Origin of the sequence: Dyadobacter chenwenxiniae (genome assembly GCF_022869785.1) — a bacterium.
GTDB lineage: Bacteria > Bacteroidota > Bacteroidia > Cytophagales > Spirosomataceae > Dyadobacter > Dyadobacter chenwenxiniae.
This window is the reverse complement of record NZ_CP094997.1, coordinates 6,684,902-6,710,325: the sequence shown is the minus strand read 5'-3', so window position 1 is coordinate 6,710,325 and position 25,424 is coordinate 6,684,902. Positions and strand designations below refer to the sequence as shown.

Sequence of the window (25,424 nt, the reverse complement as noted above, 5' to 3'; positions counted from 1 at the left end):
CCATGAATTTTCATGAAAACATATCGGAAGAGCTGTTAGCACGCTACCTGGCAGAGACCGCTTCCGAAAAAGAAATAGAGCAAGTGAATGCCTGGCTGGCCCAATCGCCCCAAAATGAGCGCGAGCTGGCTACTTACAGGCTGATCTGGGATCACTCGGCACAAGCTGCAAAAACCAGTTTCCCGGTCAATACGGATGCTGCATGGAACAAGATGAAGGCCAAAATGGCCAGGCCAGCTCCCATCATTGCGCCCGAAATCCTGAAACCAGCAGCGCGCGAAATTGATTTTACACCAAAAACAATTCAGCGGAAATTTCCAATCACGGTCTGGGCGGCTGCAATGGTCGCTTTGGCCTTGCTGGCTTTCGGATGGTTTCATTTCCAATCTACTAAAACCGGTGAAACGCAGCGCATTGCAACGACCAACAACACCAGCGACAGCGTGCTGCCAGACGGCACCAAAGTTTTTCTCAACTATAATTCTTCATTAACCTATCCTTCCAACTTCAACGGAGATCTCAGAATGGTTTCCTTGCAGGGAGAAGCGTTTTTTGATGTGAAACCCGACGCCGAACATCCGTTTGTGATCAATGCGAATGGAACGGAAATACGCGTTTTGGGAACATCATTTAATGTGAAAGCGTACAAAGAAGCGCCGGTTCGGGTGGATGTTTCGACGGGGAAAGTGCAGGTTAGCAAAGCCTCGAAAAAGATTCAGCTCGTAAAAGGGCAAGGCGCAGAGGTGTTGGATGATACGATAAGAGGTTTGGAAGCGAACAGAAATATGTTGAGTTACCACACGCAGGTTTATGATTTCAATGCGGCAGATTTAAATGAGGTAATTACTTCAATCCGTGACGGTTATCACGTAGATGTGCGACTATCCAACCAGCAGATTGCACAATGCAGGCTTACGATCCGCTTTGAAAAAGAGCCATTGGACGCCACGCTCTCGGTCATCGCCGAAACATTGGATCTTGATCTGAGAAAAGAAGGAAAGGTTTACTGGCTCGACGGAAATGGCTGCCAATAGTTTCCTCAACCATAAAACAAGCGTTCTTTTCGCCTGGCTTTTGTTGATGGCCAGTTTTGTAAATGCGCAGGACTTGCTGGAAAGAAGGATTTCGCTAAATGTTACCAACCGTCCGCTGGACGAAACGTTGCAAAAAATTGGCGATTTAGGTGGTTTCAGCTTTTCTTACAGCCCGGACATGGTGGATGTGAAGGTCCGGGTCTCTATTCAGGCCAACAATCTGAGCGTCAGGGAAATATTAACGAGCATTTTTAAAGATAAAGTCTCCTTCAAGGAACGCCGGCGATACATTATTTTGCAAAAAATTGAAGTCCCAAAAGACGAAAAGCCCGAGAATTTCGATCTGAACGGCTACATCATCGATAACAAAACGGGACGAAAGCTGGCTAATGCGAGTATTTACGAATCGGCCACACTCGCTTCCGCGGTCAGCAATCAATATGGATATTATAAAATCCGCCTGCCGGTCTCGCTGACGGCCGTTCGGCTGGAAGTCAGGAAAGAGGATTACATCGGAAAAACCATTTCAATCGCAAGCAGGGAGGATAAATATTTACAAATCAAGCTTAATCCGGATACATTAAGACCGCTTTCAGGGAAGGCGGCGCGGGCTGTTTCCATCAAAGATTCGCTGCATCACAAGGTGGCGATTCCGCAGTTTGAGAACGTGTCTGAACCGGATTTTGAACTGGACACCATTGTTGAACAAATGGCGGCAAGCCGACCGGAATTTAATCTTACCAAAGAATCTGAGAAGTTTCGGACAACTTATCGCAAGGTCCAGAGCAGTTTCGTGAGCGCATTTGCGTCCGCTAAGCAGGCGATCCACACCCGCAACATTCAGGATACATTATATCAACCGTTCCAGGCTTCGATTCTGCCATTTTTAGGAACAAACCATGAACTGAGCGGAAACATTATCAACGATTATTCCATTAACCTGATCGCTGGCTATTCGCTGGGTGTCAACAGATTAGAAGTTGGCGGCTTCCTCAATGTTGTGCGTGGCAATGTGAATGGATTTCAGTTGGCTGGGGTCAGCAACATTGTCGGCAAGGATGTGACCGGCTTTCAATATGCCAACTTCCTGAATATCACATTAGGAAGCATTCACGGCTTTCAGGGAACAAACTTCATCAACTACATTGGCAGAAATTTGAGAGGCTTCCAGATTGCAGGCATCGGCAATGTGGTGGTCGGGACTCTTGAAGGTTATCAGCTTTCTGCGGGTTATAATTATGCAAATACAGTGCGGAGCGGCCATCAGATCGGTTTTGTCAACTATGCGGATTCCTCGGCCACAACTCCTTTCGGGATTTTCAGCTACGTCCGCACGAATGGTTACCGCCGCTACGAGTTCTCGACCGATGAATTCAACTATTTCAACACAGCCTTCAAAACAGGCGTAAGTGCATTTTATAATATTTTCAGCCTAGGGACCAGCGGAACCATGGATGACAAGCCGCTCCTGACATTGGGTTACGGCTTTGGAACAGCACAAAATTTGGGCAAAGGCTGGGGAATTAATGCGGACTTTACCGCCAACCTGGTCATTTTTAAGGATGACCCGCTCGAAGACGTCAACACGGGACTTTTTAAAGTGGCGATAGCTGCTGAGAAAAAGCTGGGCAAACAGTTCGCACTATTTGCGGGGCCATCTGTCAACCTGCTGACCAGCAAACATTCGGGCTTGATGGACACAGAAAAATCAAAAGGACTCAGCCCCATCTGGCTCGGCGGGACACCGGACCACTCCCGCAAAACCTATGGCTGGGTTGGTGTGCAGGCGGGGATCAGGTTTTGCAATTAGTTAAAAACCGATGCGCTTTCTGCCATTTTGCAAGGCAGCGCCCGCAGCATATTCTTTCAATTCTTTCAGTTCTTTTTCAAAGCCGCCCGACAAAATCGGGAAGCGGCACCACGATCTTGGATCCAGATTAAGGTCATCCAAATGGAAAGAAGGCGCGTAACGCTCCCGTTTCCACTGGTTTCGGCTCCACAATTTAAAAAAACGTTCCGTCCACGCAAGTAACTGCTCCGTATCGTAAAGTCCTTTGTACCGAACCTGTAAATGGCGATAAGCTTCGAGCGGAGACTTTTTATCCCTGATCGCGAGCTTTTCCAATGCATTCAGAAATTCATAAGGCATCAGATCTGCCTCGTCCGTCTGTGTTTGCGCGAGCGGACGAAGCTCCGCCGTAGGCTGCAAGCTGTTCACTTTTTTCAAGCCCTCGATTTTGATATGCTTGCCTTTCACTTCACAACCCGCAGTTTCCAGCCAGCGAAGCCACTGCCGTAAATAATGCTTGTCAATTCCCGCCAACGGACTAATGCTGCCCGCCGTGTCGCCATCCATCGTGGCATAACCCACGGCCGCCTCGGACCGGTTGGAAGTGGCCAATAGTAAATGATTGGAGAGGTTGGTGAGCATCCATACGCCCGGTGCTCGCACACGTGCCTGAATGTTCTGCAAAGCAATGTCGTCCTGCTCCCAGGAAAGCTTTCTGCCGATTTGATCTTCAATGAGGCCCTTGTACGTCTCGACAAGCCCATTGATATTAATGTTATAAAATGTAGAACCGATGGATTCTGCCAAAGATTGCGCTGATTCCAGAGTATCCGTGGAGCTGTTTTCTGTGCCCTGGTAAATGTTATGGATCAGAACCAGAGCCAGGTCTTCCTCGGTTTGGGCAGACTGAATGTCCTTAACGTAAGCCAATTTCTCCTTCAAACGGTCCATGCCAATGCTTTCATCCGCAAGCCTGATCATTAATCCGCATAAGGCAGTGCAGGCGCAGGAGTCCGCGCCCCCTGAAAGTGAGATAGTAAAACCATTGGATCGGCTTTTTCTTAAATAATCAAACAGAGCCAGGCAAACTGCACGTGCAAATTCTTCTTCTTTCAAAGCTCCGCCTTTTTCAAATGGCTCGATATCAGGAACCTGTGGTAGAACAGGATCGATATCCGGGAAGTCAAAACGCCCTGCAACGCGCCACGTGCGGTCTTTATTAGCCAAGGCAATTTTGCTTTGCACCTGGCTCAACCGCGTGTATTCTGTGTCGATAACCGCTGTCGTGATCAGGTAATCCTCGTAACTGAACCGGGGGCTCGAGGCAAGCAGGTCGCCATTGGACGCGATCATGGCATCTCCATCGTAAATGGCTCTGCCGGCTTCATTACCGAGCAAATTGGTATAAATATAACTGCATGAAAACGCCCGGGATGCATCCACAACAAGCTTTTCGCGCGTCATAAATTTATTAAATGCGAAATGGCTCGCACTTGGGTTCAGTATAATGTCAACGCCCCTCTCATAAAGCCTGCGTGCAGGCCGGTTAGAAACCCAGCCATCCTCGCATATTTCAAAACCTACTTTCACCCCATTGGTGCCGCCCTGAACAGGGCCATTTGCCAGATCAAAAAGTACATCTCCGATCGGATACAGCATTTGATTCACCTCAATGGATTCAACAATGCCGGGCTGCCAGGGGCGAAACCACCTGGCTTCGTAGTGAATGCCATTGTTTGCGAGATTTTGTTTACAATAAAAACCCAGAATCTGCTTGTTTGAAATGAGACAGGCAGCATTATAGACGCTTCCGTTATGCCGCACAGGCAAGCCTACGGCCACAACCATTCCGGCGGTTTCCTGCACAATTTCGAGCAGACATTCCTTGGCCTGTTCAACAAGGTCGGGCGCGAAGAAATAGTCGTCGCAGCCGTATCCCGAAATACAGAGCTCAGGCAGGCAAAGCAGGCTTACCTGTTGCTTACGGGCCTCATTAATTGCATTAATAATGTTCTTCGTGTTCCCCTCCCACGCCATCGGCGTCTGATTCACCACTCCGGAAGCTACTTTGATCAATGGCATAAAAACGATTCTGGTTTGTGCCGGCAACTTAATAAAATTGCTGTGCGTACCGGCAGATGTTTTTCCCTATTTTTGCCAAACATAAAAATTAACCAGTAGATTCCTCTTGCAATTCCCCTCATTCATCGCAAAACGCATCCGCCACAACGAAGCAGGCTCATTTTCTGCAACCGTTTCACGCATCGGCGTTGCCAGTATTGCCATCGGGATTGCGGTCGGGATCATCGCTTTTGCCGTGCTGCTGGGTTTTAAACAAACCATCCGCCAAAAGATTTTCCTGTTTGGTGCGCACATCAATATCTCCTCATTTGCGGTTGGTAACACGTACGAGGAAGCGCCGCTTTTTGTAAAAAATCCGATCACCGAAGCATTACCTAAAATACCGGAAATCCTTCGATGGCAAGGTGTCGCACATAAATCCGGCATTTTAAAAACCGCCGACGAGATCAAAGGAGTTATTTTAAAGGGCGTAGGCCAGGATTACGACTGGAAAACATTCAAGGGAAGCCTGATTGAAGGAAAACTTATTACCAATAAAGATTCGACTTCGATCAAATACGGGTATTCCTCAGAAATCCTGATCAGCCATAAAATCGCCTCCCAGCTCCGGCTTAAATCCGGTGACAATGTGATCATGTATTCGCTTCAAAACCCTCCCCGGCCGCGTAAACTAACCGTAACAGGCATTTACGACACCCAAATGGAGGAATTCGATAACAATCTGATCATTGGTGACATTAGTCTGCTGCAACGGCTCAATGGCTGGGGAAAGGACTCCGTTGGGAGTTATGAGGTTTATTTGAAGGATTTCGAGAAGCTGGATGAAGTTGCTGCGCAACTGAGAAGGACGCTCCCACCATCCATTTATCTCCAACGGGTGACCAGCATTTTTCCCCAAATTTTCGACTGGCTTTTATTGCTGGACCGCAACACAGCCGTTTTTTTAACATTGATCCTATTTGTTGCCTGTTTCAACATGATCTCGATCCTGCTGGTAATGATCATGGAAAGAACGCCGCTGATCGGACTTTTGAAGACATTGGGAAGTCCCAATAAGCAGATCAGAATGGTTTTTTTCAGGGTCGGGCTTCATATGGTACGCAAAGGCATCATTATCGGGAACATTGCCGGGCTCCTGATTTGCTGGATTCAATACCAGTTTAAAGTCATTTCGCTTGATCCTGTTAATTATTACATGGACACCGTGCCCATCGTTTTCGACTGGCCTATTTTCTTCATGGTCAACGTGATTACCATTGTTATTTCCGGGCTCATTTTATTAATCCCTACATTGATAATCTCGCAAATCACGCCTATCAAGGCACTTTTGTTCAAAAAATAATAGATTGAAGTCTGTTTTACCAAATCACTTTCTTCAACAATTCCGCAGCCCTCAACAGCGTGTCATCATTTTTAGCGAAACAAAAACGCAGCGTGTGGTAATGGGTGATCTGATCGTAAAAAACAGAAACCGGAATGGATGCTACACCCGCTTCAATGGTCAGCCGCTCAGCAAGCTCCCGGTCATTTTCATTAGTGAGCTTTTCATAGGAAACATTCTGGAAAAAACTTCCCTCAGAAGGTTTCAAACCAAAGCCTATGTCCTGGATTGCATTGACAAACAGGTCCCTTTTTCGCTGGTAAAATGCTGATAATGTCAGATAATGCTCAGGGTTCTCCAGATATTCCGCCATGGCAAACTGAACGGGCGTTACCACGCTGAAAACCAGGAACTGATGGATCTTCCTAAATTCGGCTGTCAATGCTTTTGGAGCGAGACAATAGCCTATTTTCCAGCCGGTTGTGTGAAATGTTTTACCAAACGAGCCGCACAGAAACGTGCGTTCAGCCAGGGTAGGAATGGATGCAGCGGAAATGTGCTGCAGGCCATCGAAAATAATGTGTTCGTAAACTTCGTCGCTCACCACCATTAAGTCGTGCTTTTCTGCAATGCCAGCAAGCTGTTGCAGATCAGATAGTTTCCAGACATTCCCTGTTGGGTTATGCGGCGTGTTAATGATCACTGCCTTCGTTCTCGGGCTGATTTTCGATCTTACATCTTGCCAGTCAATGCCTTCATACTGCGGATGCAATGTTACAAAAACCGGAATGCCGCCATTGAGTTCAATGGCTGGAACATAACTGTCGTAGGCCGGCTCAAAAACGATCACTTCGTCACCCGGATGCACGATGGCGGACAACGCTACATACAATGCTTCCGTAGCACCGCTTGTAATGGTGACTTCGGTTTCGGGATGGTATTCTCTTGCCGTTGCGGTGAAGACTTTCTTTGCGATCGCCTCCCGCAAAGCCATTACCCCGGCCATGGGCGCATATTGGTTTTTGCCTTGCGTAATGTATTTTCCAACAAGTTGCTGCAATTCGGACGCACAATCAAACTCCGGAAAGCCCTGCGCCAGGTTAATCGCCTGATGCTCTTCGGCCAATCTGGACATTTTTGTGAAAATTGTGGTTCCAACGCGGGGAAGTTTGGAGCGGAGACCGGCCTTCAAATACATATGAGATCTATGGAGTTGTTCAGAATGAAAACTTTTCCCAAGTGCTCAGGAAAGCTTCAAATATAGCTTATAGCAACGTCCCATAGCATTAATGCGTGTATTTGCCGGAAATTTTACCACAATATTTAGTATAAAACGCACCTCGGAACTTATATTATTTCACAACTACGTTTCCCCATGCATCACGTTCTTTGCCTGCGCCCGCTAATCTTCCTTTTTTACCTGATTCCTGCGACATTAACCGCACAAACCATTCAATGGCAGGAAATGTATCCGGGTGTGTGGAAAGGAATCGCTGGAAAACCGGATGATTATGATTTGCTCAAAGCCGCAGAAACCACTCCTTCGCCAACGCTGCAAAAGCTTTCAAAGGAAGCATTTCCATTGGATATGACCGAGATCCGTGTTGAGCAGAACAATGGTAAAACTTATCTCCGGTTGCCACTGGTTAAAAACGAACAGCTTTTTGGCTTCGGATTAAATTTTCAGACCGTGCACCAGCGCGGAAGGATCATGCAATTGCATGCAGATCATTACGGAAAAGCCGATAATGGCCGCACGCACGCGCCTGTGCCGTTTTATGTGTCGTCGTTAGGTTATGGTGTTTTTGTAAATTCTGCCAAATACATGGATGTATATGCGGGCTCCAATGTGCGGAAAGACAGCAAAAATCCGCCGGAAGTGATGGATCGCAACACAAACGAGCATTGGAGCGCGCATCCTTATTCCGATGCCGTGGAAATGCTGATCCCGGCGCAAGGCATTGAAATATATGTATTTGCCGGCCCCAAACCGATCAATGCGATTCAGCGGTTCAATCTGCTCACCGGGGGCGGTTGCCTGCCTCCACGCTGGGGACTGGGTTTTACGCAGCGCGTGCACCGGCTTTACACGGCCGAGCAAGTGAAACAGGAAGCCAAAGCATTTGAAGAAAAAGGCTTCCCACTTGATTTTATTGGCCTGGAACCCGGTTGGCAAAGCAAGTCCTATCCGTGCACATTTGAATGGGACAAGTCACGCTTTCCTGATCCGGCCGGGTTTATTAAAGAAATGGGCGCGATGGGCGTTAGGATCAATTTATGGACCAATCCTTATGTATCTCCTGATGCGGCGATTTACAAACCAATCCTGCCTTTCACTGGCTCGCATACAGTTTGGAATGGTCTTGTGCCGGACCTTTCCATGCCGCAAGCGCGAAAAGTCCTCTTTGATCAATTTGAAAAAGAACATGTAAAAATCGGTGTGAGTGGTTACAAGATTGATGAAGTGGATGGTTACGATTCTTATTTATGGCCGGATGTCGCTACTTTTCCCTCGGGTCGCTCTTCGGAACAGATCCGTCAGACCTACGGCTTGCTCGTGCAAAAGCACAGTTTTGAAATGTTCCGGCGAAACAATTCACGTACATACGGTCTCGTGCGTGCGTCCAATGCAGGGGGTGCATCCTTCCCCTACGTGATTTACAATGATAATTACAGCCACGAAGATTTCATTACGGCATTGATTAACAGCGGTTATGCAGGCGTTTTATGGACGCCTGAGGTGCGCGCATCCAAAACCGCCGAAGAATGGTTGAGGCGTTTCCAAACAGTTTGCTTTTCGCCCATGGCCATGATCAATGCGTGGTCCAGCAGCACACAGCCATGGACATTTCCGGAAGTTGCCCCTCAAATTAAAGCCGTTGCTGAACTGCGCATGCGCATGATGCCTTACTGGTATTCTGAATTTGCGAAATATCATTACGACGGCACGCCGCCATTCCGCGGAATGAGTCTGGAAGAAGGCTTTTCCGGCCCTGTCAGTAAAGAAAAAACACCCACGGACCTGGAAGCGAATCCTTATGAAGAGGCACTCATCAGGGAGGTGAAAGACCAATATATGGCCGGGGAATTTCTGCTGGTCGCTCCCCTGTTTACGGGTCAGGCTTCCCGCAAAGTCATCCTACCAAAAGGCCGATGGTTTGATTTCTACACTGGAAAATTGGTGGGCGACGGAGAAATTATCACCATCTCACCAGGCCTCGATAAGATCCCGGTTTTCGTAAAAAACGGCGCGATCATTCCCATGATGCCCGCCATGCTGCACGCGCCCAAAGCCGGGCAAAAAGTGGACCTGGAAGTAAGGCATTATGGCGATCAGAATGGAAGCTATAAGCTCTATGATGATGATGGTGAGACATTCGCATATGAAAAAGGCATTTTTTCGTGGCGCACCATTCAAGTTCAAAAGCAAAAAGACGGAAAAATGAAAGGCAGCATTTCCAAGGCGGAAGCGAATAAACCGAGCACGGTCGGCAACGTTACCTGGCGCTTTATGACGCAATGATCACGCTTGATCCAGATTAATAAAACCGGAACTAAATTGTTTCACACGAAGCGGATTTTGTGCCAATTCCGCCGCAAGAAACTCGGGATAGAGCTTAATTTGTGAAATTTCAGCAACGGAATGCCATTTAAAAAACAATTCACCATCACCTTCCACACCGATAAAATCGTTCTGATCCTTTAAAGACGGGATTTCCATTTGATAATAAAATCCAAGCTCATGGTGCTTGATGTCATTGTAAACAAAGAAATTTTCCGAAATCCACAGCATTTCGCCCACTTCAACATCCATTCCGGTTTCTTCCTGCATTTCCCGGATCAATGTGTCCTTGGAAAACTCAAAAAGGGAAGCGCGGCCACCAGGCAGGCTCCAAAATTTATCAGACGGCGTTTTATGCAGAAGCACTTTTCCATCCACAATCGCAACGCCCGCAACACGGTAATTAAACAATGCTCCATCAATGGCCAGGCTGATCATTTATGCTAATTATTTGAAGATTATAATGATTTGGCTTTTCCTACGGACGATTCGCGGATGATCAGCGACGTTTTTAATGATCTGGTTTCAAAAACGTCCGTCTTCTGCGGATGCTCAATGAGCCTGATCAACAGCTCTACGGCCTGCTGTCCCATTTCCATGGCGGGTTGCACAACGGCAGTTAATGGCGGATTCAGCAATTCTGCAACACTGATATTGGTAAAACCAACAATCGCAATCTGTTCCGGAATACTGATATGATTATTTTGCAAAACAGACATACAACCCGTTGTAAGACGGTCGCTGGCTGTAAAAATTGCATCTGGCGGTTCGGGCATTTCAAGCATTTCCTGCACTGCCTGCTCATTTTCACTGGCTACTTTGCCTCCGTGATAACAATATTTGACATAAGATTCGTCAAAAGGAAGACCGTAATCTTCCAAAGCCTGCTTATATCCCGCTAAGCGTTCGGTTGTTATGGATAAGTAAATAGGACTTGTCAGGTGTGCAATGCGTTTTCTGCCGGATTTGATCAAATGTTCTGTTGCTTCGTAGCTTCCGGCAAAATTGTCAACAACCACTTTGTGCGTTTCAATTCCATTCGGAACGCGATCCAGAAAAACAATAGGCAGGCCCCTTTCTATCAGATCCTGAAAATGAAACAAGTTGGTTGTCAGGCTGGATAGAGAAATCAAAAGGCCATCCACTTTGCGGGAAACAAGGTAATTTGTATTGGCAACTTCCCGCTCATAAGACTCATGGCTCTGAAAAATAACCACGTGATAACCCAGGTTATAGGCTATGGATTCAATGCCATTGATGAGCTGCGAGAAGAAATGATTGGCGATTTCGGGAATAATGACACCGATGGACTTGCTTTTGCTATCCCGCAAACTCAGCGCGATAGGATTGGGACGATAATTCATCCGCTCGGCATATTCCATTACCAATTTCTTGGTTTCCGGGTTTATTTCATAGCTATTGCGCAAAGCCCGAGAGACGGTCGAAGTCGAAAGTCCCAGCGCTTTGGCAATGTCCTTTATTGTGATAGTCTCCAAAGAAAAATTGGTTTATTCCAACTTCATGTTTGATTAAATATACTTTATCGAACATGAAGTCAATGTACTAAAATAGAAATGAATATCTAAATGGATCGGAAGATGTTTGCCACCCTGCTTGAGCTGACAACGTTCCCGATAACGATTGCACAAAAAAAGACAATTCATTATTTGATAATTCTAACTATTCGGCCTAAACTGCTGAAATTAACGATCCTCTAAGATCGACGCGTAATTTAGGGGTTACCCCGAAAAACACAATTTGCCATTCCTTAATGAGTACGATAAATTTATTTGACCTGACGGGCAAAACCGCATTGGTAACCGGTTGCAACCGGGGAATAGGAAAGGCAATGGCAGAGGCGCTCGCAGAAGCGGGAGCCGATATTATTGGCGTTTCTTCGTCTGACATTGCGTCGGCAAGCGACTTGCAAGCCTCCGTCACCCAAACCGGAAGAAAATTCTATCCTTACCAAGCCGATCTGGGCAACCGGGAAAGTATTTATGCCTTTATTAAAAAAGTAAAAGCAGCGCATAACCGCATCGATATTCTCATCAACAATGCAGGCATTATCCTGAGGCAACCAGCGGCGGAGCATTCAGACGAATATTGGGACCAGGTTTTGAACATTAACCTGGACGCGCCTTATATTTTGTCCAGGGAATTTGGCCGGGATATGATTGCACGTGGATATGGTAAAATCATCTTTACAGCATCATTACTCACATTCCAGGGCGGTATTAATGTGCCCGGCTATACGGCATCCAAAAGTGCGATTGGCGGACTTGTGAAGGCACTATCTAACGAATGGGCCGGGAAAGGTGTAAATGTGAACGCCATAGCGCCAGGTTATATCAATACAGACAATACGGAGGCTTTGAGAAATGACCCGGTGAGAAGCAAATCCATTCTAGAACGCATTCCCGCCGGAAGATGGGGCCTGCCGGAAGATTTCAAAGGACCTGCTCTATTTCTGGCGTCGGATGCTTCAAGTTATGTGAATGGAGCCATTTTAACAGTGGATGGCGGCTGGATGGGCCGATAACCATTTCTAATTTTTAATAACCCCAGCAAAACCAATATTATGCAAATCAGATTTGAAAGTAGCCGAAAAGAAGTTTCTCAAATGGATACGGCGACTTTGCGCGAGAACTTTTTAATTGAAAATATTTTCCAAACCGATCAGATCAACTTCGTTTACACGCATTATGACCGCGTTATGATCGGAGGTGCCATCCCGGCTGCCACGGCGCTCACATTGGAGACTTATGGCTCATTGAAAGCCGAATATTTCCTGGAAAGAAGGGAAATCGGGATCATTAACATTGGCGGGAAAGGCCAGGTGAAGGCTGATGGCCAAACATTTGAAATCAGTAAGCTGGGTTGTGTTTATTTGGGAAAAGGGACGAAGGAAGTTGTTTTTTCAAGCGAAAATGAGGCCGATCCTGCGGTTTTTTATCTCCTATCCTCGCCTGCGCACCAGTCATTTCCTGCTACACTTTTCACAAAGGAAGACGCCGCGCCTGCGATCATGGGCAGCATGGAAACTTCTAATCACAGGACCATTTACAAATACATTCATGCAGGCGGCATCCAAAGTGCGCAACTCGTGATGGGGCTCACCGTTTTGCAGCCCGGAAGCGTTTGGAACACCATGCCAGCGCACGTCCACGACCGGCGCATGGAAGCCTATTGTTATTTCGATGTGCCTGCTAACCAGCGCATTCTGCATTTGATGGGCGAACCAACCGAAACCCGCCACTTATGGCTGGCCGACCGTCAGGCGATCATTTCCCCGCCCTGGTCAATCCACTCAGGCTGTGGCACTGCAAGCTATTCTTTTATCTGGGGAATGGCCGGCGAAAACAGGGATTACACAGATATGGACGCAGTGGCGATAACTGATTTGAGATAATGAGCGATATAAAAGGAAGGGAATTTATTGACGACGCGGACATTCCGTGGGAAGAACTGGGCGGCGGTTTGAAGCGGAAAATCATGGCTTATGATGACAATCTGATGATGGTTAAAGTGGCTTTCGAAAAAGGCGGCGTTGGCGCGTTGCACAGCCATTTCCATACACAGATGAGTTACGTGGAAAGCGGCAAATTTGAAATAACGATTGGCCCGAAAACCGGCATACTGAGCGGTGGAGACGCCTATTACATTCCGCCGGATGTGGTTCACGGCGCATTATGCCTGGAAGCGGGGATGCTGGTTGATATTTTCAATCCGATGCGTGCCGATTTTATAAAAACCTAGTCTACAATGTTTCTGCTTTTCTGATGAAAAAACTGCTACGCAACATTTTGTTTATTGCACTATTCTGCTCTGCCCCTAATATCATGATCCATGTCAGGGCACAGGAAATTCCCATGTCCCGACAAATGGCGGATGCGTTCATGGCACGTCACAAAGATTCTATATTAGTTGGAAAAAATACGGCAACCAAATGGGACTATGAGCAAGGATTAATGCTCAAAGCCATTGAAAAGGTTTGGTACAGAACAGGAGAAGGCAAATATTTTGAATACATCAGAAAAGATCTGGATCAATATGTCAGACCGGACGGCAGCATCAGAACTTATAAGTTTGACGACTTCAACATTGACAATATTCCGCCGGGAAGAGCATTACTTACACTTTATCAACAAACACAACCGGACAAAGAAAAATACAAAAAGGCGGCTGATTTGCTCTGGAAGCAATTGGAAGAACAACCCCGCACAAAGGAAGGCGGATATTGGCATAAGAAACGATACCCTTATCAAATGTGGCTGGACGGCCTTTTTATGGGCGAGCCTTTTGCCGCGGAATACTGCCTGCTCTTCAATCATCCCGAGCATTTCGACGACATTGCAAAGCAATTCGCATTAATAGAAAAGTACGCGGTTGATGAAAAAACAGGCCTGATTTACCATGCGTATGATGAGAGCCGTGAGCAGAAATGGGCGGATAAAACAACGGGTCGATCACCTAATTTCTGGGCGCGGGCCATTGGCTGGTATGCCATTGCGTTGGTGGATGTTCTGGATTATTTCCCCAAAGACCACCCCAAACGAATTGAACTAATCCAATATCTGAAAAGGCTTGCGCCTGTACTGGCAAAATATCAGGATCAGCAATCCGGACTTTGGTATCAGGTTATTGATCAGGGTAATAGGAAAGGAAATTACCTTGAAGCTTCGGCGTCATGCATGTTCATCTATGCATTGGCGAAGGCTTCCAGGATGGGTTATATAGATCAGTCATTTGCAGCCAATGCGAAGCGTGGCTATGCAGGAGCATTGAAGCAATTTGTTGAGAAAGAAAAAGATGGATTGCTTAGTCTGAACAAAACAGTAAGTGTAGGCGGACTCGGCGGCACGCCCTACCGCGACGGAACCTACGAATATTATCTGAGCGAACCCATCCGGAAAAACGACTTGAAAGGCATCGGGCCATTCATTTTTGCCAGCATTGAAATAGAAATTGCAGCTGAAAATGCAGTGGGCAAAGGCAAAACGGTTGGCTTGGACTATCACTTTAATCAAGAATTCAAAAAACTGCCCGACGGGAAAAATGAACCATTTCACTACACCTGGGAGGACCGGTTGCACTCAGGATTTTGGCTATGGGGCCAAATATTCAGAGAGTTAGGTGCCCAAACAGTCGCCGTTTCGGGCGCGCCGACTTCGGAAAAACTAAAAGGGATCGACGTTTACATTATCGTAGACCCGGACACAAAAAAGGAGTCGCCCAACCCTAATTTCATTCAACCAAACGACATGAATGAGATCGAAAATTGGGTAAAGAATGGCGGCGTGCTGGTCATGATGGCGAATGACACTGCCAATTGTGAGATCATGCATTTCAATGAGTTGGCTAAGAAATTTGGCATACAATTCACCAGCAAGAATAGAAATATGGTTCAGGAAACGCAGTTTGAACAAGGTAAATTGATGATTCCGGCGGATAACAAAGGCATTTTCAAAACAGCCAGCAAAATTTACATTAAAGAACTTTCTCCCCTCCTGCTCTCTGCACCAGCCAAGTCAGCCCTGACGGATCAGGGGGACGTGATTTTGGGAATTTCCAAATACGGCAAAGGGACCGTTTTTGCCGTGGGTGATCCGTGGCTTTACAATGAATATCTCGACGGACGTAGGATTGATACGAGCTTTGAGAACTTTGAAGCAGGAAAAGATCTGGCCGATTGGTTACTAAAACAGGTTGTTAAAAAATAAAACTGTGATGTTATGAGCCGCCTTTTTCGCGAAAATCTTGGCCAGCTAAGAAATCAGCCAGGGCTTGCCGTCCCCGATGATTCTATTTTTCAACTGCCTGAAAAAGTGCTTCAATTTGGAACAGGCGCATTTTTACGGGGTCTCGCCGATTATTTTATCGATAAAGCCAACAGGCAGGGCGTTTTCAACGGCCGCATTGTGGTTGTAAAGTCTACGGATGAAGGTGACTTGAAGGCATTCGAGCGGCAGGACAATCTGTATACGATTTGTTTGCGCGGCAGCCAAAATGGTGTCGTAGAAGAGGAAAACATCATTTCTTCGGCCATTAGCAGGGTTTTGTCTGCTAAAACGCAATGGTCGCTTGTGCTGGACCTTGCTAAGAACCCTGCGATCAGCATTGTGATTTCCAACACCACGGAAATTGGCATTCAGCTTGTTCAGGATGATATTTACCAATGGCCGCCCGTTTCGTTTCCGGGAAAGTTACTGGCGTTTTTATATGCCCGTTACGTGGCTTTTGGCGGAAACCCGGAATACGGCGTGGTGATTATTCCCACAGAACTTATCACGGATAATGGTAAAAAACTTGAATCCATTGTGCTGGAACTCGCGCATAGGAACGGGCTGGAAGCAGCATTTATAGACTGGCTGGAAAACCATAATTCATTTTGCAATTCATTGGTAGACAGGATTGTGCCGGGCAGGCCGGATGAGCATGTGAGCAAACAGCTGGCAGCAGAGCTGGGTTATCAGGACGACTTGCTGATCATGGCCGAACATTATCACTTGTGGGCAATTGAAGGTGACGCGAGCATTCGAAAAAAGCTGCCTTTCCACAAAGTAGACGAGGGCTTGGTCATCGAACCGGACATTGAATTATATCGCGAACTAAAATTGAGATTGCTGAACGGCGCACATACGCTCGGAAGCGGCTTGGCGCATTTGTGTGGGTTCAAAACCGTGGACGAAGCGATGGACAACATACTTTTTGCGACCTATCTTGCTAATCTGATGGAAAGCGAAATCGCACCGGCGATCCCTTATCCGGTTGCCGAAGCTCGTGCCTTGCAATTTTGTCGCAGTGTGCTGGAACGGTTTCATAATCCCCATTTAAGGCACAAATGGCTAAACATTTCGCAGAATTATTCGGCTAAGATGCTTTCCCGGGTGATGCCGGTCTTTATGAAATACGAAAAAACCCGTGACACATTTCCGGAACACATTATATTCGGCTTTGCGGCATATATCTTTTATATGAAGCCCGTCAGAAAAGATGGTGATAACTATTACGGGTTCGCAAATGGCTCCTATTATTTGATCCAGGATCAAAAAGCGTCCTACTTTCACCAGAAATGGCAGATCGCTAAGCTGGAAGATATGGTTACCGCGATTCTGAAAGATCAGTCGATCTGGCAAAAAGATCTTTCCAAATCGGAGGTGATCCGCAAAAACATCGTCTCTCATCTCGAATCCCTGAAACAACTGGGCGCACTGGACACATTGAAGTTATTCCTTGAAAAAACCGAGTACGCCTGAACCACAAGCGCCAAACTTTTATCAGCTCAATTTAATCTGCAAAACCCGACATGGAAAACCAAATGACCAAATACCGCTGGCGGATTGTGGCCCTGCTTTTTTGCGCAACTACAATCAACTATCTGGACCGGCAGGTTCTGGGTTTGTTAAAACCTACACTGGAAGCGGATTTTGGCTGGTCCGAGCAGGATTTCAGTCACATTGTTATGGCTTTTCAAACGGCTTATGCTGTATCGCTCATCGGTTTCGGAGCCATTATTGATAAAATTGGCACCAAACTTGGTTATACCATTTCTGTTGTGGTTTGGAGCATTGCGGCCATGTTGCATGCGGTGGCTACGGGCACATTTAGTTTCGGATTGATGCGTGCATTACTCGGGCTCGGGGAAGCTGGAAACTTCCCTGTGGCTATTAAGGCAACAGCAGAATGGTTTCCAAAGCGCGAACGAGCGCTGGCAACGGGCATCTTTAACTCCGGTGCAAACATTGGCGCAGTCGTCGCCCCAATCATGGTTCCCTGGATTTTGGGCTCCTATGGTTGGCAGGAAGCGTTTCTGATCACCGGCGCAATTGGTTTTATATGGCTGTTTTTCTGGTTCCGCTACTATGAGGTTCCCGCTAAGCAACAGCGCATCAATCAGGCAGAGTTTGATTACATTCACAGTGACAATGAGCCTGATACGAGTAAGGAAGCGCCCGTTAAGTGGCTGGATCTTTTTAAAGTAAGACAAACCTGGGCATTTGTATTTGGTAAAATGCTTACCGACCCGATCTGGTGGTTTTTCCTTTACTGGCTTCCTTCCTACTTTGCCGAAGCATTCAAACTCGATTTGTCTAAACCAAGCGCTGAACTCGTAATCGTTTACACCGCCACGACAATTGGCAGCATTGGCGGCGGTTATCTTTCTGGTTATTTCATCAAAAAAGGCTGGCCGATTTTCAGGGCACGCAAGACATCCATGCTCATTTTCGCATTTCTTGTAACGCCCATTATGCTTGCTCAATACACAACCAACATCTGGCAAGCCGTGATCCTGATCAGCCTGGCGGCGGCGGCGCATCAGGCGTGGAGCGCGAATATTTTCACTACGGCGTCGGACATGTTTCCGAAGAAGGCAGTAAGCTCGGTCGTAGGCATCGGCGGGATGGCGGGATCAGTAGGAGGCATCCTTTTTCCGCTTATGGTAGGGATAATTTTGGATAACTATAAGGCGGCGGGCAACATCGGCGGCGGTTATAACCTCATTTTTATCATATGCGGCTTTGCTTATCTGCTCGCCTGGGGTGTCATGCATTTGTTTGCACCAAAAATGGAAAGGGTTGATATTTAAATAGTTGACATAACCTGTATCATTCACCAACCGTATTCTTTACAATGAAAAAAACATTATTAGTGGCCGTATTTCTTTTGGGGCATATTATTTCTTTTGCCCAAGGCAATGATGAAAAAGCAGTTGCAGAAGCTGTCGAAAGAATCCGCGTTGCTATTATAGGCGCCAAAGAAGCTGATTTAATGAAATTAACTTCCCCAAAACTGACATATGGACATTCCAATGGCCTGCTGGAAGATCAGAAAGAATTTATCCGCGCCCTGGTCAGCGAAGAATCCAAATTCACCAAAATCGAACTCTCCGAGCAGACCATAACCGTTTCGGGCGACGTGGCACTTGTCCGCCACAAGCTCATGGGCGACACACATAACAAAGGCAAAGAGCCCGCCGCAGTAAGACTAGGCGTATTGATGGTTTTGCAAAAAATAAGCGGCCAATGGGTTTTGATAGGTCGTCAGGCTTTTAAGCTGGTGTGAAGCTAACTTTCTGACGTGCAATTTCAACGGCCTTGTGCAGCTTTTCCTGTAAAAGTTCTTGCGAAGGCAGTGCAGTTAAGTAATCGGCTACCCTGATGTTTGCCTGATCCAACTGCATGAGTTCCACATGCTCTTTATTTTTACCACTACAAAGTATCAGGCCCTTTTCAATTCATCGTCAATATACATTAACGACTTAAAATGAGTCCAGCTCAATTGTCTACGCAGTGCGTAGACAATTGAGCTGTCTGAAAATACATTAGCAAAATGCATACAATGCCGTAAATGTTTTTCTCCCCAGCCGCTGCCATATTCCAAAATCAAATCCGCACTCAAAGCGCTGACGATCTGCTTGCCGTATTCTGCCCTTGAATTTCTGAGCACATCATCATTAATCCTTTTGCCGATCTGATAGTAGAGCATCGTAATCTCGGCGTTGACGGCAACCGCAACCCTGGCCCTGCTTTCTTTGATGAGCTGTTTAACGGACGAAATCAATTCTGTTGGTTTTGTTTCCCCATTCATAATACATGTGGTTAGTTTATAACTTTCATGCATTTAGACGTAGGTTCTCAATCCCGGTCACAAGCTGATCAAAATAAATTCAAAAACTTTACTCCTCATCATAAAAACTCAGCGGGCCTTTGTAATGGGCCGTCACATGTTTGCCGTTTCTTTCGATGCAATCGATGTCGAGGATGTAGTTGGGACCTTCTTTTTTTACCGTTAATTTGCCTTCGTAGAGCTCGTAATATTCGCCGTCTTCGGTGGCGAAGTCGCCGTTGAAGACTACGTAGGGATCAAAAAAAGTCCTGACTTCAATGGTGAAGTCGTTGTCAAATGTGTATTCGCCTTCATCCAGGGCGTCTTCTGTGGCACTGATCAGCTTGAAGTAAATTGCATGGCCGACTCCGTAAATAGAATCGATCTTGCCGCCCGATTCGCGGATTTTTACGCCATCCGAGGATAGAAACAGCACTTGACCGCTTTCGCCTTTGGGATATTCTCCTAAATGGATCAATAGTCCTTTCGAAAGCTCGAATTCCCTTCCGTCATGCATGAGGGCATTTTTTGGCTCAACTTCCTTGTCGTCCTTGCAGCCGGCAAATGCCAGGATTAGTAACAAAATAACCCAAAGCGATTTGGAAAAATTGTACATGGTTCAAGATAGTTAGGTTAAACATTGGGGTGTAAAATTTTAAACAAAAAAAAGCGTTCAGGTTGTACACGTAATCTATACAACCTGAACGCTTTAACGCAATGCTATTTATTACTTAGTCAATGTGCAGGCCTGTCCGGAGCCGGTGCCGACGCATGATAATCTTTCTGAATAATGTCTGCGTATTTATCTAATAATTCTATCACTTTCTCCCGCGACTTTGCCCGGACAACCAACCCCACGTGGTATGGTTCATTCATCCGCCACACAATTTCCGGATCGTTAAAAACAGATAAGTCCGGCCATTCCTGTCTTGCCAGCGAGATAATGATGCCTGAATAATCTTTTCTGACAGGCGGCAGCTTGTAATTGTCTCCCTTAGCCTCGGCCGTTTCCATTTTGGCCCATTCCTTCCAAAGATTAATGCCAGAAGACGCTTCCACCATTTCCGAAAGATTGGCACCTCCTACTCGCGAAGAAGTTTCCAGAAAATAATATTTACCATCATCATGGCAGCGGATCACTTCCGTATGCGAGGCGCTGTGCTTTAAGCCGAATGCTTTCAAAAGATCCACAGCCAGGGTTTCTAATGCATGCTCCTCCGAAGAATCAAACGGCACGGTTACCGACGTAAAAATGCCGCCTCCATGGGCCACATCGAACGGAGGCGAAAGATATTTGCTGCTCCAGGAAAAAATAACCCGACCATTATACGAGATAGAATCAACGTGATAAACATGGCCTGGTTTATATTGCTCTACCAGATAAGCATGCCGTTTATCACCAAGCTGATGGATGGTTTCCCACAATTCACCAGCGTTTTCCATCTTCTTGATCCCAGTGGCCGAAGCCTCAGACCTTGGCTTGATCATCCACGGGCCGGGATATTTTTCAATAAAGTCATTGATTGCATCGTCATTGAAAAGCGCAGAGAAACCCGGAACCAAAATCCCTGATTCGGCCGCCTTTGTGCGCATTGCCAGTTTATCCCGAAAATATCTTCCCGTTGTTTGCCCCATGCCTGGAATCCGGAAATATTCCCTGATATGCGCCGCTTTCTCAACATCGAAATCGTCCAGCGCAACCACGCGGTCGATGGGCCTGTCGCGCATGACGTATGCGAGACCGTTAATGATCTCGTTCATGTTATATTTCCCGTCTTCGTCTTCCTCCACATAAAAAAACTCGTCAACCGAGTCCCTGACCCAGGGTTTGTGCTCCAATTTCTTGGCTGTAATGAGGAAAACCTTATTACCCGCTTCCTTACAAGCTTTCAGGAAATCGTTGCCCTTGAAGTATGTCGATATGCAAAGAAATGTAAGCGCTCGGGCCATAAAAATTAGCTTTCGTGGAAAGTAACTGACAAAAATTCTGAATGTTTTAACCCAAAACTTCCTTTTTCAAATCTAGCAAAAAGAACCAATTTAGCAAGGGAAAGGCCATTTAAATTACCCCTGACAAGAAAACGCGCAACAAGCGAACGCCATAAGCCGTGCCTGCGCGGCCGGGAGCAAACTCTGTGTCACCAAACGCCGTCCCGGCAATGTCCAGGTGCGCCCATGCCGGATGTTCGTCGGTAAAGGCTTCCAAAAACTTGGCTGCGACAATGGCGCCTGCGAGCGGTTTTCCATGATAATTCTTAACATCGGCAATGTCGGAAGCGATTTCTTCTTTATAGGCATCCCAAATGGGCAGCCGCCATATTCGCTCGCCTGTGCTCTCCCCTGCCCGCGCCAATGCTTCTGCCAGCGCATCGCTAGGGGTGAAAAGTCCGGCGGCTTCATATCCCAATGTTTGAATTACACTTCCGGTGAGCGTTGCCAGGTCGATTATTGTATCCGGCTTGAACTCCCGGATCGCGTAACTGAGGCCGTCCGCGAGGATCAACCTGCCCTCAGCGTCGGTGTCGATGACTTCAATTGTTTTGCCTGAATAGGAACCAATTACATCTCCCGGCTTCATCGAAAGCCCGTCTACGCTGTTTTCGGTTGATGGAATAACACCGATGATTCTAACGGGAAGTTTCAACTGCGCAGCGAGTTCTACCGCTCCCAAAACAGCCGCCGCACCGCCCATATCACTTTTCATCAAATGCATATTGGCAGCTGTTTTGATGGAAATCCCGCCCGTATCAAAAGTTACGCCTTTTCCTACCAGGGCAATGGTTTTGTTATAATGTTCCGGTTCATACTCCGTAACGATCATGAGTGGCGGCGCCTCGCTTCCTTTACCCACTGCCAGCAATGCGTGCATGCCCAATTCTTCCAACTTGGATTTATCGAGCACCGTCACCTTATAACCATTGTTTTCGCCAGATGCTATTGCCCATTCCGCCAGCGTTGCCGGACTCTTGTAGTTGGAAGGCGCATTCATCAGATCCATGATCCGGAGTTGCACCAATGCGGTCATCTGCGCAACATATAATGCTTCGTCGATCTCCGACATGTACTTTTCAGTCAACACGGACAAAGTTCCGGTTTTGAAAAAGGCGCTTATTGGTTTGGGTTCTGTTTTATATAGTTGCAGATCGTAACCGCCTAAAATGATTCCGTTCACTGCATTTTCGATCCATTCAGGATTGCGGCCTTTGCAATCCAAGACAATTTCGTCCGCCCAGCGGTCTTTACGTTTGAAAAAAAGTGACCTGAAAATCCTGAGAATAGCCGGAGGCTGCGGCGATTTGCCCAACCCGATCCATAGCTCTTTGGAAGAATACCACCACATTTCGCCCTTCTCTGCTTTGAACATGGCCTGGTTCTCCGGCTCTGATCCTTGCTCAAACGGACGGATCAGCAACACGTCTTCTAATGCGTCCGATATTTGTTTTATCTGCATTGTATTTTGAAAATCTTAAAATATGCTATTGACCTGCCCGAGACGGACCGAAACGCTCAATCAGTTGCCCTATTTAATCCAGTCCTCCTCTGCGTGTTGCCTTTCTGGGCTCTGGCCACGTGCCAGGCTCGCCTTTTGCATTCAATGGTAAAACGCTTTTTTCACGCGAAGTTTTTGCCGGATCTTCGCTGGCTTGATAGGCCATGATTGCCGCAAGAATTGCATTGCTGCGCACATCATCAAACACGATTTTGTCGTAAGTATCCCGATTGGTATGCCACGTATATGTTCCGTAAGACCAGTTCAATGAGCTCAATGAGAATGCAGGTGCACCAGCCGCCACAAACGAGGCGAAATCAGATCCGCCAGCACCCGGCGCGCCCGGGAATTTAGATTCAATGGGTGTCTTGATGTGCTCAGGAACTTTGGTCAGCCAGCGGCTCAGATATTCGTAGGAATTCAAAAAACCCTGTCCGGAAAGATTAATAACCCTTCCCGTGCCATTGTCCTGATTAAAAACCGCTTGAATGTTCTGAACAATTTCGGGATGGTCTTCCACAAAAGCCCGGGAGCCATTCAGTCCCTGCTCCTCGCTTCCCCAATGTCCGACGAGAATTGTTCTTTTGGGATTTGGATAAACCTTTTTTAGAATTCGCATAGCTTCCATCATTACAATGGTGCCCGTCCCATTGTCTGTCGCGCCTGTTCCGCCGTCCCAGGAATCAAAATGTGCAGAAAGGATCACGTATTCATTGGGCTTTTCCGAGCCTTTTATTTCTCCGATTGTATTGAATGTCTGGCTTACGCCCGTTTCCTTAGCATCTGCACGCACGCTGATTTTAGGCGTGTGCCCTGACTCCGACAAACGATATAGCAAGCCGTAATCTTCCAGTGAAATGTCAATTGTAGGGATGGTTTTAGTGTAAGCTCCAAAAATCTTATTGGCACCAAAACCTTTTGACCAATAAGACATTACCACACCTGCCGCTCCTGCCTTTTCCAACGCAAGAGGCAAAGTACGGGCATTATAGCCGCTTTTTTTCAAGCGATTTGCCCAAGCCTCCGTCTGTGCGTCCCGGTCTTTTTTCATTTTCTCAAATGATTCTTTGGTCGCGAACTCCTGCCAGTTGTAATCCGGACGGCCCGTTGGCTGGTTCATGCTGATCATAACAAATTTGCCTTTTGCCGACGGCAGCCATTTCTGGAACGCCAGCGAATCCGCAACGTCCGGCAAAATGGTCACATCAGCCGTAACCGTTTTCCCACCCGTTCCGGGGCTCCATGCCAACTGCATTCCTTCCAGGGATTTCACTCGTGGTGCAACCATATCAATATGCGACACGCCGCGCTCCCAACCGCGCCACTCGCCCCATTTTTCGTTTTTTGCCACAATGTTCCAACCTTTATATTTGGCCACCGCCCATTCGTGTGCCTGCTGCATTTGTGGCGAACCCACGAGCCTCGGGCCGATCACGTCCATTAATTCATGCGCCAGTTTTTCCAGTTGTGAGTTTTCGGTTGCTTCTTTAACTATATTTTCAACAACCGGATCTTTACTTTGCGAGAAACCGGCGTGAAACTGAAACGTGAAAATTAATAGGAAAAGGAAGGATATTCTTTTCATGAAATGTTGGTTTAAGCATTGATCTGTTTCCTAATATATGGTAAAAAAAATTGTTTCATTCGTCTTCTTCGCAAATTACTTCGTTGGCCTGCTGGCCGTGGCGTTGTCCCTGGAGACGATGTTTCAGCTTGGCTTACCATTCAATGCGGTTCCCTATTATATCCTTATTTTCTGCGCTACGGTGTTTTATTACACCATTGCCTATTCCATCCCCCCAGGCTCGGCTTTTTCCAGCAATCCGCGAACTGAGTGGTATCGAACGCATTATCGGTTCACACGCGTCAGCCAATATGTACTTTTTACAATTTGCGTCGGGATCGCGGGATGGTTTTTCATTCGTGATCTTAACAAGCTGCTGCATTTACCGATTGCAAACTGGCTGCTAGTTTTGAGCATTCCGACCGCGGCGATTTTGTATTACGGGTTGCTTCCCAAATCAATCATTTCGTTCAATTTAAGGCACACAGGGTGGCTGAAAGCATTTGTGATCGGCTTTGTATGGGCTGGCTTTGTGAATGTGTTTCCTATTACAATGCTCCGTATCGAGCAGGGAATTGTGGTTCACGAGCCCATTTTCATGTTCTGGTTATTTGTCAAAAACTGGATGTTTTGCACAGTAAACGCCATTATGTTCGATATGAAAGATTATGCGGACGATGCCAACATTCAATTAAAGACATTTGCCGTGCGGATGGGGCTCGGGAATACCATCATTTACGTGCTGGTGCCTTTGTCTCTCGTCGGCCTGGTTTCCTTCCTGACATACGCCTATTTCAGGCATTTGAGCCTCCCGACCATTCTTTTGAACCTGCTTCCCTTTTTCTGTCTTTTAAGTGTTGCCTTTGCTTTACAAAAACCTAAAAGTGTGCTTTTTTATCTGATCGTGATAGACGGATTACTACTGTTAAAAGCTATTTGCGGGATTGCAGGGAGCTTTTTCACTTTGCAATAA

The 25,424-nt window shown here is 46.7% G+C and carries 21 protein-coding genes; 12 read left to right on the top strand and 9 right to left on the bottom strand.

Translation table 11 applies throughout. The features are described 5' to 3' along the window. The first annotated feature begins 2 nt into the window (after positions 1 to 2). The gene (locus MUK70_RS28800) at positions 3 to 1,034 is read left to right on the top strand and encodes a FecR family protein (RefSeq protein WP_234657859.1); all 1,032 of its coding nucleotides are present in this window, start codon (positions 3 to 5) and stop codon (positions 1,032 to 1,034) included. Beyond that, on the top strand, positions 1,021 to 2,844 hold the full coding sequence (locus tag MUK70_RS28795) for an STN and carboxypeptidase regulatory-like domain-containing protein (protein ID WP_234657858.1): 1,824 nt from the start codon (positions 1,021 to 1,023) through the stop codon (positions 2,842 to 2,844). The genes MUK70_RS28800 and MUK70_RS28795 overlap by 14 nt, the downstream gene beginning before the upstream one ends. Here the strand turns inward: MUK70_RS28795 and nadE are convergent, their stop codons facing one another. Beyond that, entirely contained in the window at positions 2,845 to 4,905 is a 2,061-nt protein-coding gene (gene nadE / locus MUK70_RS28790) for an NAD(+) synthase (protein ID WP_234657857.1), read from the bottom strand. 106 nt (positions 4,906 to 5,011) lie between these two features. On the opposite strand from nadE, the gene MUK70_RS28785 reads away from it, so the two are divergent. Further along, complete coding sequence (locus MUK70_RS28785) at positions 5,012 to 6,247, top strand: ABC transporter permease (protein WP_234657856.1); 1,236 nt, start codon at positions 5,012 to 5,014, stop codon at positions 6,245 to 6,247. A 16-nt stretch (positions 6,248 to 6,263) separates the two neighbouring features. Here the strand turns inward: MUK70_RS28785 and MUK70_RS28780 are convergent, their stop codons facing one another. Continuing rightward, entirely contained in the window at positions 6,264 to 7,424 is a 1,161-nt protein-coding gene (locus MUK70_RS28780) for a methionine aminotransferase (protein ID WP_234657855.1), read from the bottom strand. Between the two features lie 177 nt (positions 7,425 to 7,601). Here MUK70_RS28780 and MUK70_RS28775 point away from each other — a divergent pair, with 177 nt between their 5' ends. Beyond that, on the top strand, positions 7,602 to 9,749 hold the full coding sequence (locus MUK70_RS28775) for a glycoside hydrolase family 31 protein (RefSeq protein ID WP_234657854.1): 2,148 nt from the start codon (positions 7,602 to 7,604) through the stop codon (positions 9,747 to 9,749). Here MUK70_RS28775 and MUK70_RS28770 read toward each other — a convergent pair whose 3' ends face one another. Further along, positions 9,750 to 10,226 carry an NUDIX hydrolase gene (locus MUK70_RS28770; protein ID WP_234603901.1) on the bottom strand — a complete coding sequence of 159 codons (477 nt, stop codon included), beginning with the start codon at positions 10,224 to 10,226 and terminating at the stop codon, positions 9,750 to 9,752. Positions 10,227 to 10,246: 20 nt separating this feature from the next. Next, positions 10,247 to 11,284 (bottom strand): LacI family DNA-binding transcriptional regulator, encoded by a 1,038-nt coding sequence (locus MUK70_RS28765; protein WP_234603902.1) that lies wholly within the window; start codon positions 11,282 to 11,284, stop codon positions 10,247 to 10,249. A gap of 275 nt (positions 11,285 to 11,559) precedes the next feature. On the opposite strand from MUK70_RS28765, the gene kduD reads away from it, so the two are divergent. Genes kduD through MUK70_RS28730 form a run of 7 tightly spaced genes read left to right on the top strand, consistent with a single transcriptional unit; the run spans position 11,560 to position 18,854 of the window. Further along, on the top strand, positions 11,560 to 12,330 hold the full coding sequence (gene kduD / locus MUK70_RS28760) for a 2-dehydro-3-deoxy-D-gluconate 5-dehydrogenase KduD (protein WP_234657853.1): 771 nt from the start codon (positions 11,560 to 11,562) through the stop codon (positions 12,328 to 12,330). Between the two features lie 39 nt (positions 12,331 to 12,369). Beyond that, a complete protein-coding gene (gene kduI / locus MUK70_RS28755) occupies positions 12,370 to 13,200 on the top strand; it encodes a 5-dehydro-4-deoxy-D-glucuronate isomerase (RefSeq protein ID WP_234657852.1) in 831 nt (276 codons plus the stop codon). Then, entirely contained in the window at positions 13,200 to 13,547 is a 348-nt protein-coding gene (locus MUK70_RS28750; RefSeq protein WP_234603905.1) for a cupin domain-containing protein, read from the top strand. The genes kduI and MUK70_RS28750 overlap by 1 nt, the downstream gene beginning before the upstream one ends. A gap of 23 nt (positions 13,548 to 13,570) precedes the next feature. Continuing rightward, entirely contained in the window at positions 13,571 to 15,511 is a 1,941-nt protein-coding gene (locus MUK70_RS28745) for a glycoside hydrolase family 88 protein (protein ID WP_374759740.1), read from the top strand. A 12-nt stretch (positions 15,512 to 15,523) separates the two neighbouring features. After that, complete coding sequence (locus MUK70_RS28740; RefSeq protein WP_234657850.1) at positions 15,524 to 17,047, top strand: tagaturonate reductase; 1,524 nt, start codon at positions 15,524 to 15,526, stop codon at positions 17,045 to 17,047. A gap of 50 nt (positions 17,048 to 17,097) precedes the next feature. Then, positions 17,098 to 18,378 carry an MFS transporter gene (locus MUK70_RS28735; RefSeq protein ID WP_234657848.1) on the top strand — a complete coding sequence of 427 codons (1,281 nt, stop codon included), beginning with the start codon at positions 17,098 to 17,100 and terminating at the stop codon, positions 18,376 to 18,378. A 44-nt stretch (positions 18,379 to 18,422) separates the two neighbouring features. Continuing rightward, positions 18,423 to 18,854 carry a nuclear transport factor 2 family protein gene (locus tag MUK70_RS28730; protein WP_234657847.1) on the top strand — a complete coding sequence of 144 codons (432 nt, stop codon included), beginning with the start codon at positions 18,423 to 18,425 and terminating at the stop codon, positions 18,852 to 18,854. A 156-nt stretch (positions 18,855 to 19,010) separates the two neighbouring features. Here the strand turns inward: MUK70_RS28730 and MUK70_RS28725 are convergent, their stop codons facing one another. From MUK70_RS28725 to MUK70_RS28705, 5 genes are all read right to left on the bottom strand, one after another. Continuing rightward, a complete protein-coding gene (locus MUK70_RS28725; RefSeq protein ID WP_234657846.1) occupies positions 19,011 to 19,379 on the bottom strand; it encodes a DUF1016 N-terminal domain-containing protein in 369 nt (122 codons plus the stop codon). An 88-nt stretch (positions 19,380 to 19,467) separates the two neighbouring features. Beyond that, on the bottom strand, positions 19,468 to 20,013 hold the full coding sequence (locus MUK70_RS28720) for a hypothetical protein (protein ID WP_234657844.1): 546 nt from the start codon (positions 20,011 to 20,013) through the stop codon (positions 19,468 to 19,470). 119 nt (positions 20,014 to 20,132) lie between these two features. Beyond that, positions 20,133 to 21,347 (bottom strand): ATP-grasp domain-containing protein, encoded by a 1,215-nt coding sequence (locus tag MUK70_RS28715; protein WP_234657843.1) that lies wholly within the window; start codon positions 21,345 to 21,347, stop codon positions 20,133 to 20,135. Between the two features lie 109 nt (positions 21,348 to 21,456). Next, positions 21,457 to 22,848: a leucyl aminopeptidase family protein gene (locus MUK70_RS28710; protein WP_234657842.1), complete on the bottom strand. Its 1,392-nt coding sequence runs from the start codon at positions 22,846 to 22,848 to the stop codon at positions 21,457 to 21,459. Positions 22,849 to 22,921: 73 nt separating this feature from the next. Next, entirely contained in the window at positions 22,922 to 24,472 is a 1,551-nt protein-coding gene (locus MUK70_RS28705; RefSeq protein ID WP_234657841.1) for a M20/M25/M40 family metallo-hydrolase, read from the bottom strand. Positions 24,473 to 24,509: 37 nt separating this feature from the next. Here MUK70_RS28705 and MUK70_RS28700 point away from each other — a divergent pair, with 37 nt between their 5' ends. Continuing rightward, complete coding sequence (locus MUK70_RS28700; protein WP_234657840.1) at positions 24,510 to 25,424, top strand: UbiA family prenyltransferase; 915 nt, start codon at positions 24,510 to 24,512, stop codon at positions 25,422 to 25,424.

Bases quoted from the DNA above. Each gene is read 5' to 3' on its own strand.
- MUK70_RS28775 (WP_234657854.1), top strand. From the start codon at position 7,602: ATGCATCACGTTCTTTGCCTGCGCCCGCTAATCTTCCTTTTTTACCTG.
- MUK70_RS28710 (WP_234657842.1), bottom strand. From the start codon at position 22,848: ATGCAGATAAAACAAATATCGGACGCATTAGAAGACGTGTTGCTGATC.
- MUK70_RS28740 (WP_234657850.1), top strand. From the start codon at position 15,524: ATGAGCCGCCTTTTTCGCGAAAATCTTGGCCAGCTAAGAAATCAGCCA.
- MUK70_RS28745 (WP_374759740.1), top strand. From the start codon at position 13,571: ATGAAAAAACTGCTACGCAACATTTTGTTTATTGCACTATTCTGCTCT.
- MUK70_RS28735 (WP_234657848.1), top strand. From the start codon at position 17,098: ATGGAAAACCAAATGACCAAATACCGCTGGCGGATTGTGGCCCTGCTT.
- MUK70_RS28730 (WP_234657847.1), top strand. From the start codon at position 18,423: ATGAAAAAAACATTATTAGTGGCCGTATTTCTTTTGGGGCATATTATT.
- kduD (WP_234657853.1), top strand. From the start codon at position 11,560: ATGAGTACGATAAATTTATTTGACCTGACGGGCAAAACCGCATTGGTA.
- MUK70_RS28770 (WP_234603901.1), bottom strand. From the start codon at position 10,226: ATGATCAGCCTGGCCATTGATGGAGCATTGTTTAATTACCGTGTTGCG.
- MUK70_RS28715 (WP_234657843.1), bottom strand. From the start codon at position 21,347: ATGGCCCGAGCGCTTACATTTCTTTGCATATCGACATACTTCAAGGGC.
- nadE (WP_234657857.1), bottom strand. From the start codon at position 4,905: ATGCCATTGATCAAAGTAGCTTCCGGAGTGGTGAATCAGACGCCGATG.
- MUK70_RS28725 (WP_234657846.1), bottom strand. From the start codon at position 19,379: ATGAATGGGGAAACAAAACCAACAGAATTGATTTCGTCCGTTAAACAG.
- MUK70_RS28780 (WP_234657855.1), bottom strand. From the start codon at position 7,424: ATGTATTTGAAGGCCGGTCTCCGCTCCAAACTTCCCCGCGTTGGAACC.
- MUK70_RS28795 (WP_234657858.1), top strand. From the start codon at position 1,021: ATGGCTGCCAATAGTTTCCTCAACCATAAAACAAGCGTTCTTTTCGCC.
- kduI (WP_234657852.1), top strand. From the start codon at position 12,370: ATGCAAATCAGATTTGAAAGTAGCCGAAAAGAAGTTTCTCAAATGGAT.
- MUK70_RS28705 (WP_234657841.1), bottom strand. From the start codon at position 24,472: ATGAAAAGAATATCCTTCCTTTTCCTATTAATTTTCACGTTTCAGTTT.
- MUK70_RS28800 (WP_234657859.1), top strand. From the start codon at position 3: ATGAATTTTCATGAAAACATATCGGAAGAGCTGTTAGCACGCTACCTG.
- MUK70_RS28750 (WP_234603905.1), top strand. From the start codon at position 13,200: ATGAGCGATATAAAAGGAAGGGAATTTATTGACGACGCGGACATTCCG.
- MUK70_RS28720 (WP_234657844.1), bottom strand. From the start codon at position 20,013: ATGTACAATTTTTCCAAATCGCTTTGGGTTATTTTGTTACTAATCCTG.
- MUK70_RS28700 (WP_234657840.1), top strand. From the start codon at position 24,510: ATGGTAAAAAAAATTGTTTCATTCGTCTTCTTCGCAAATTACTTCGTT.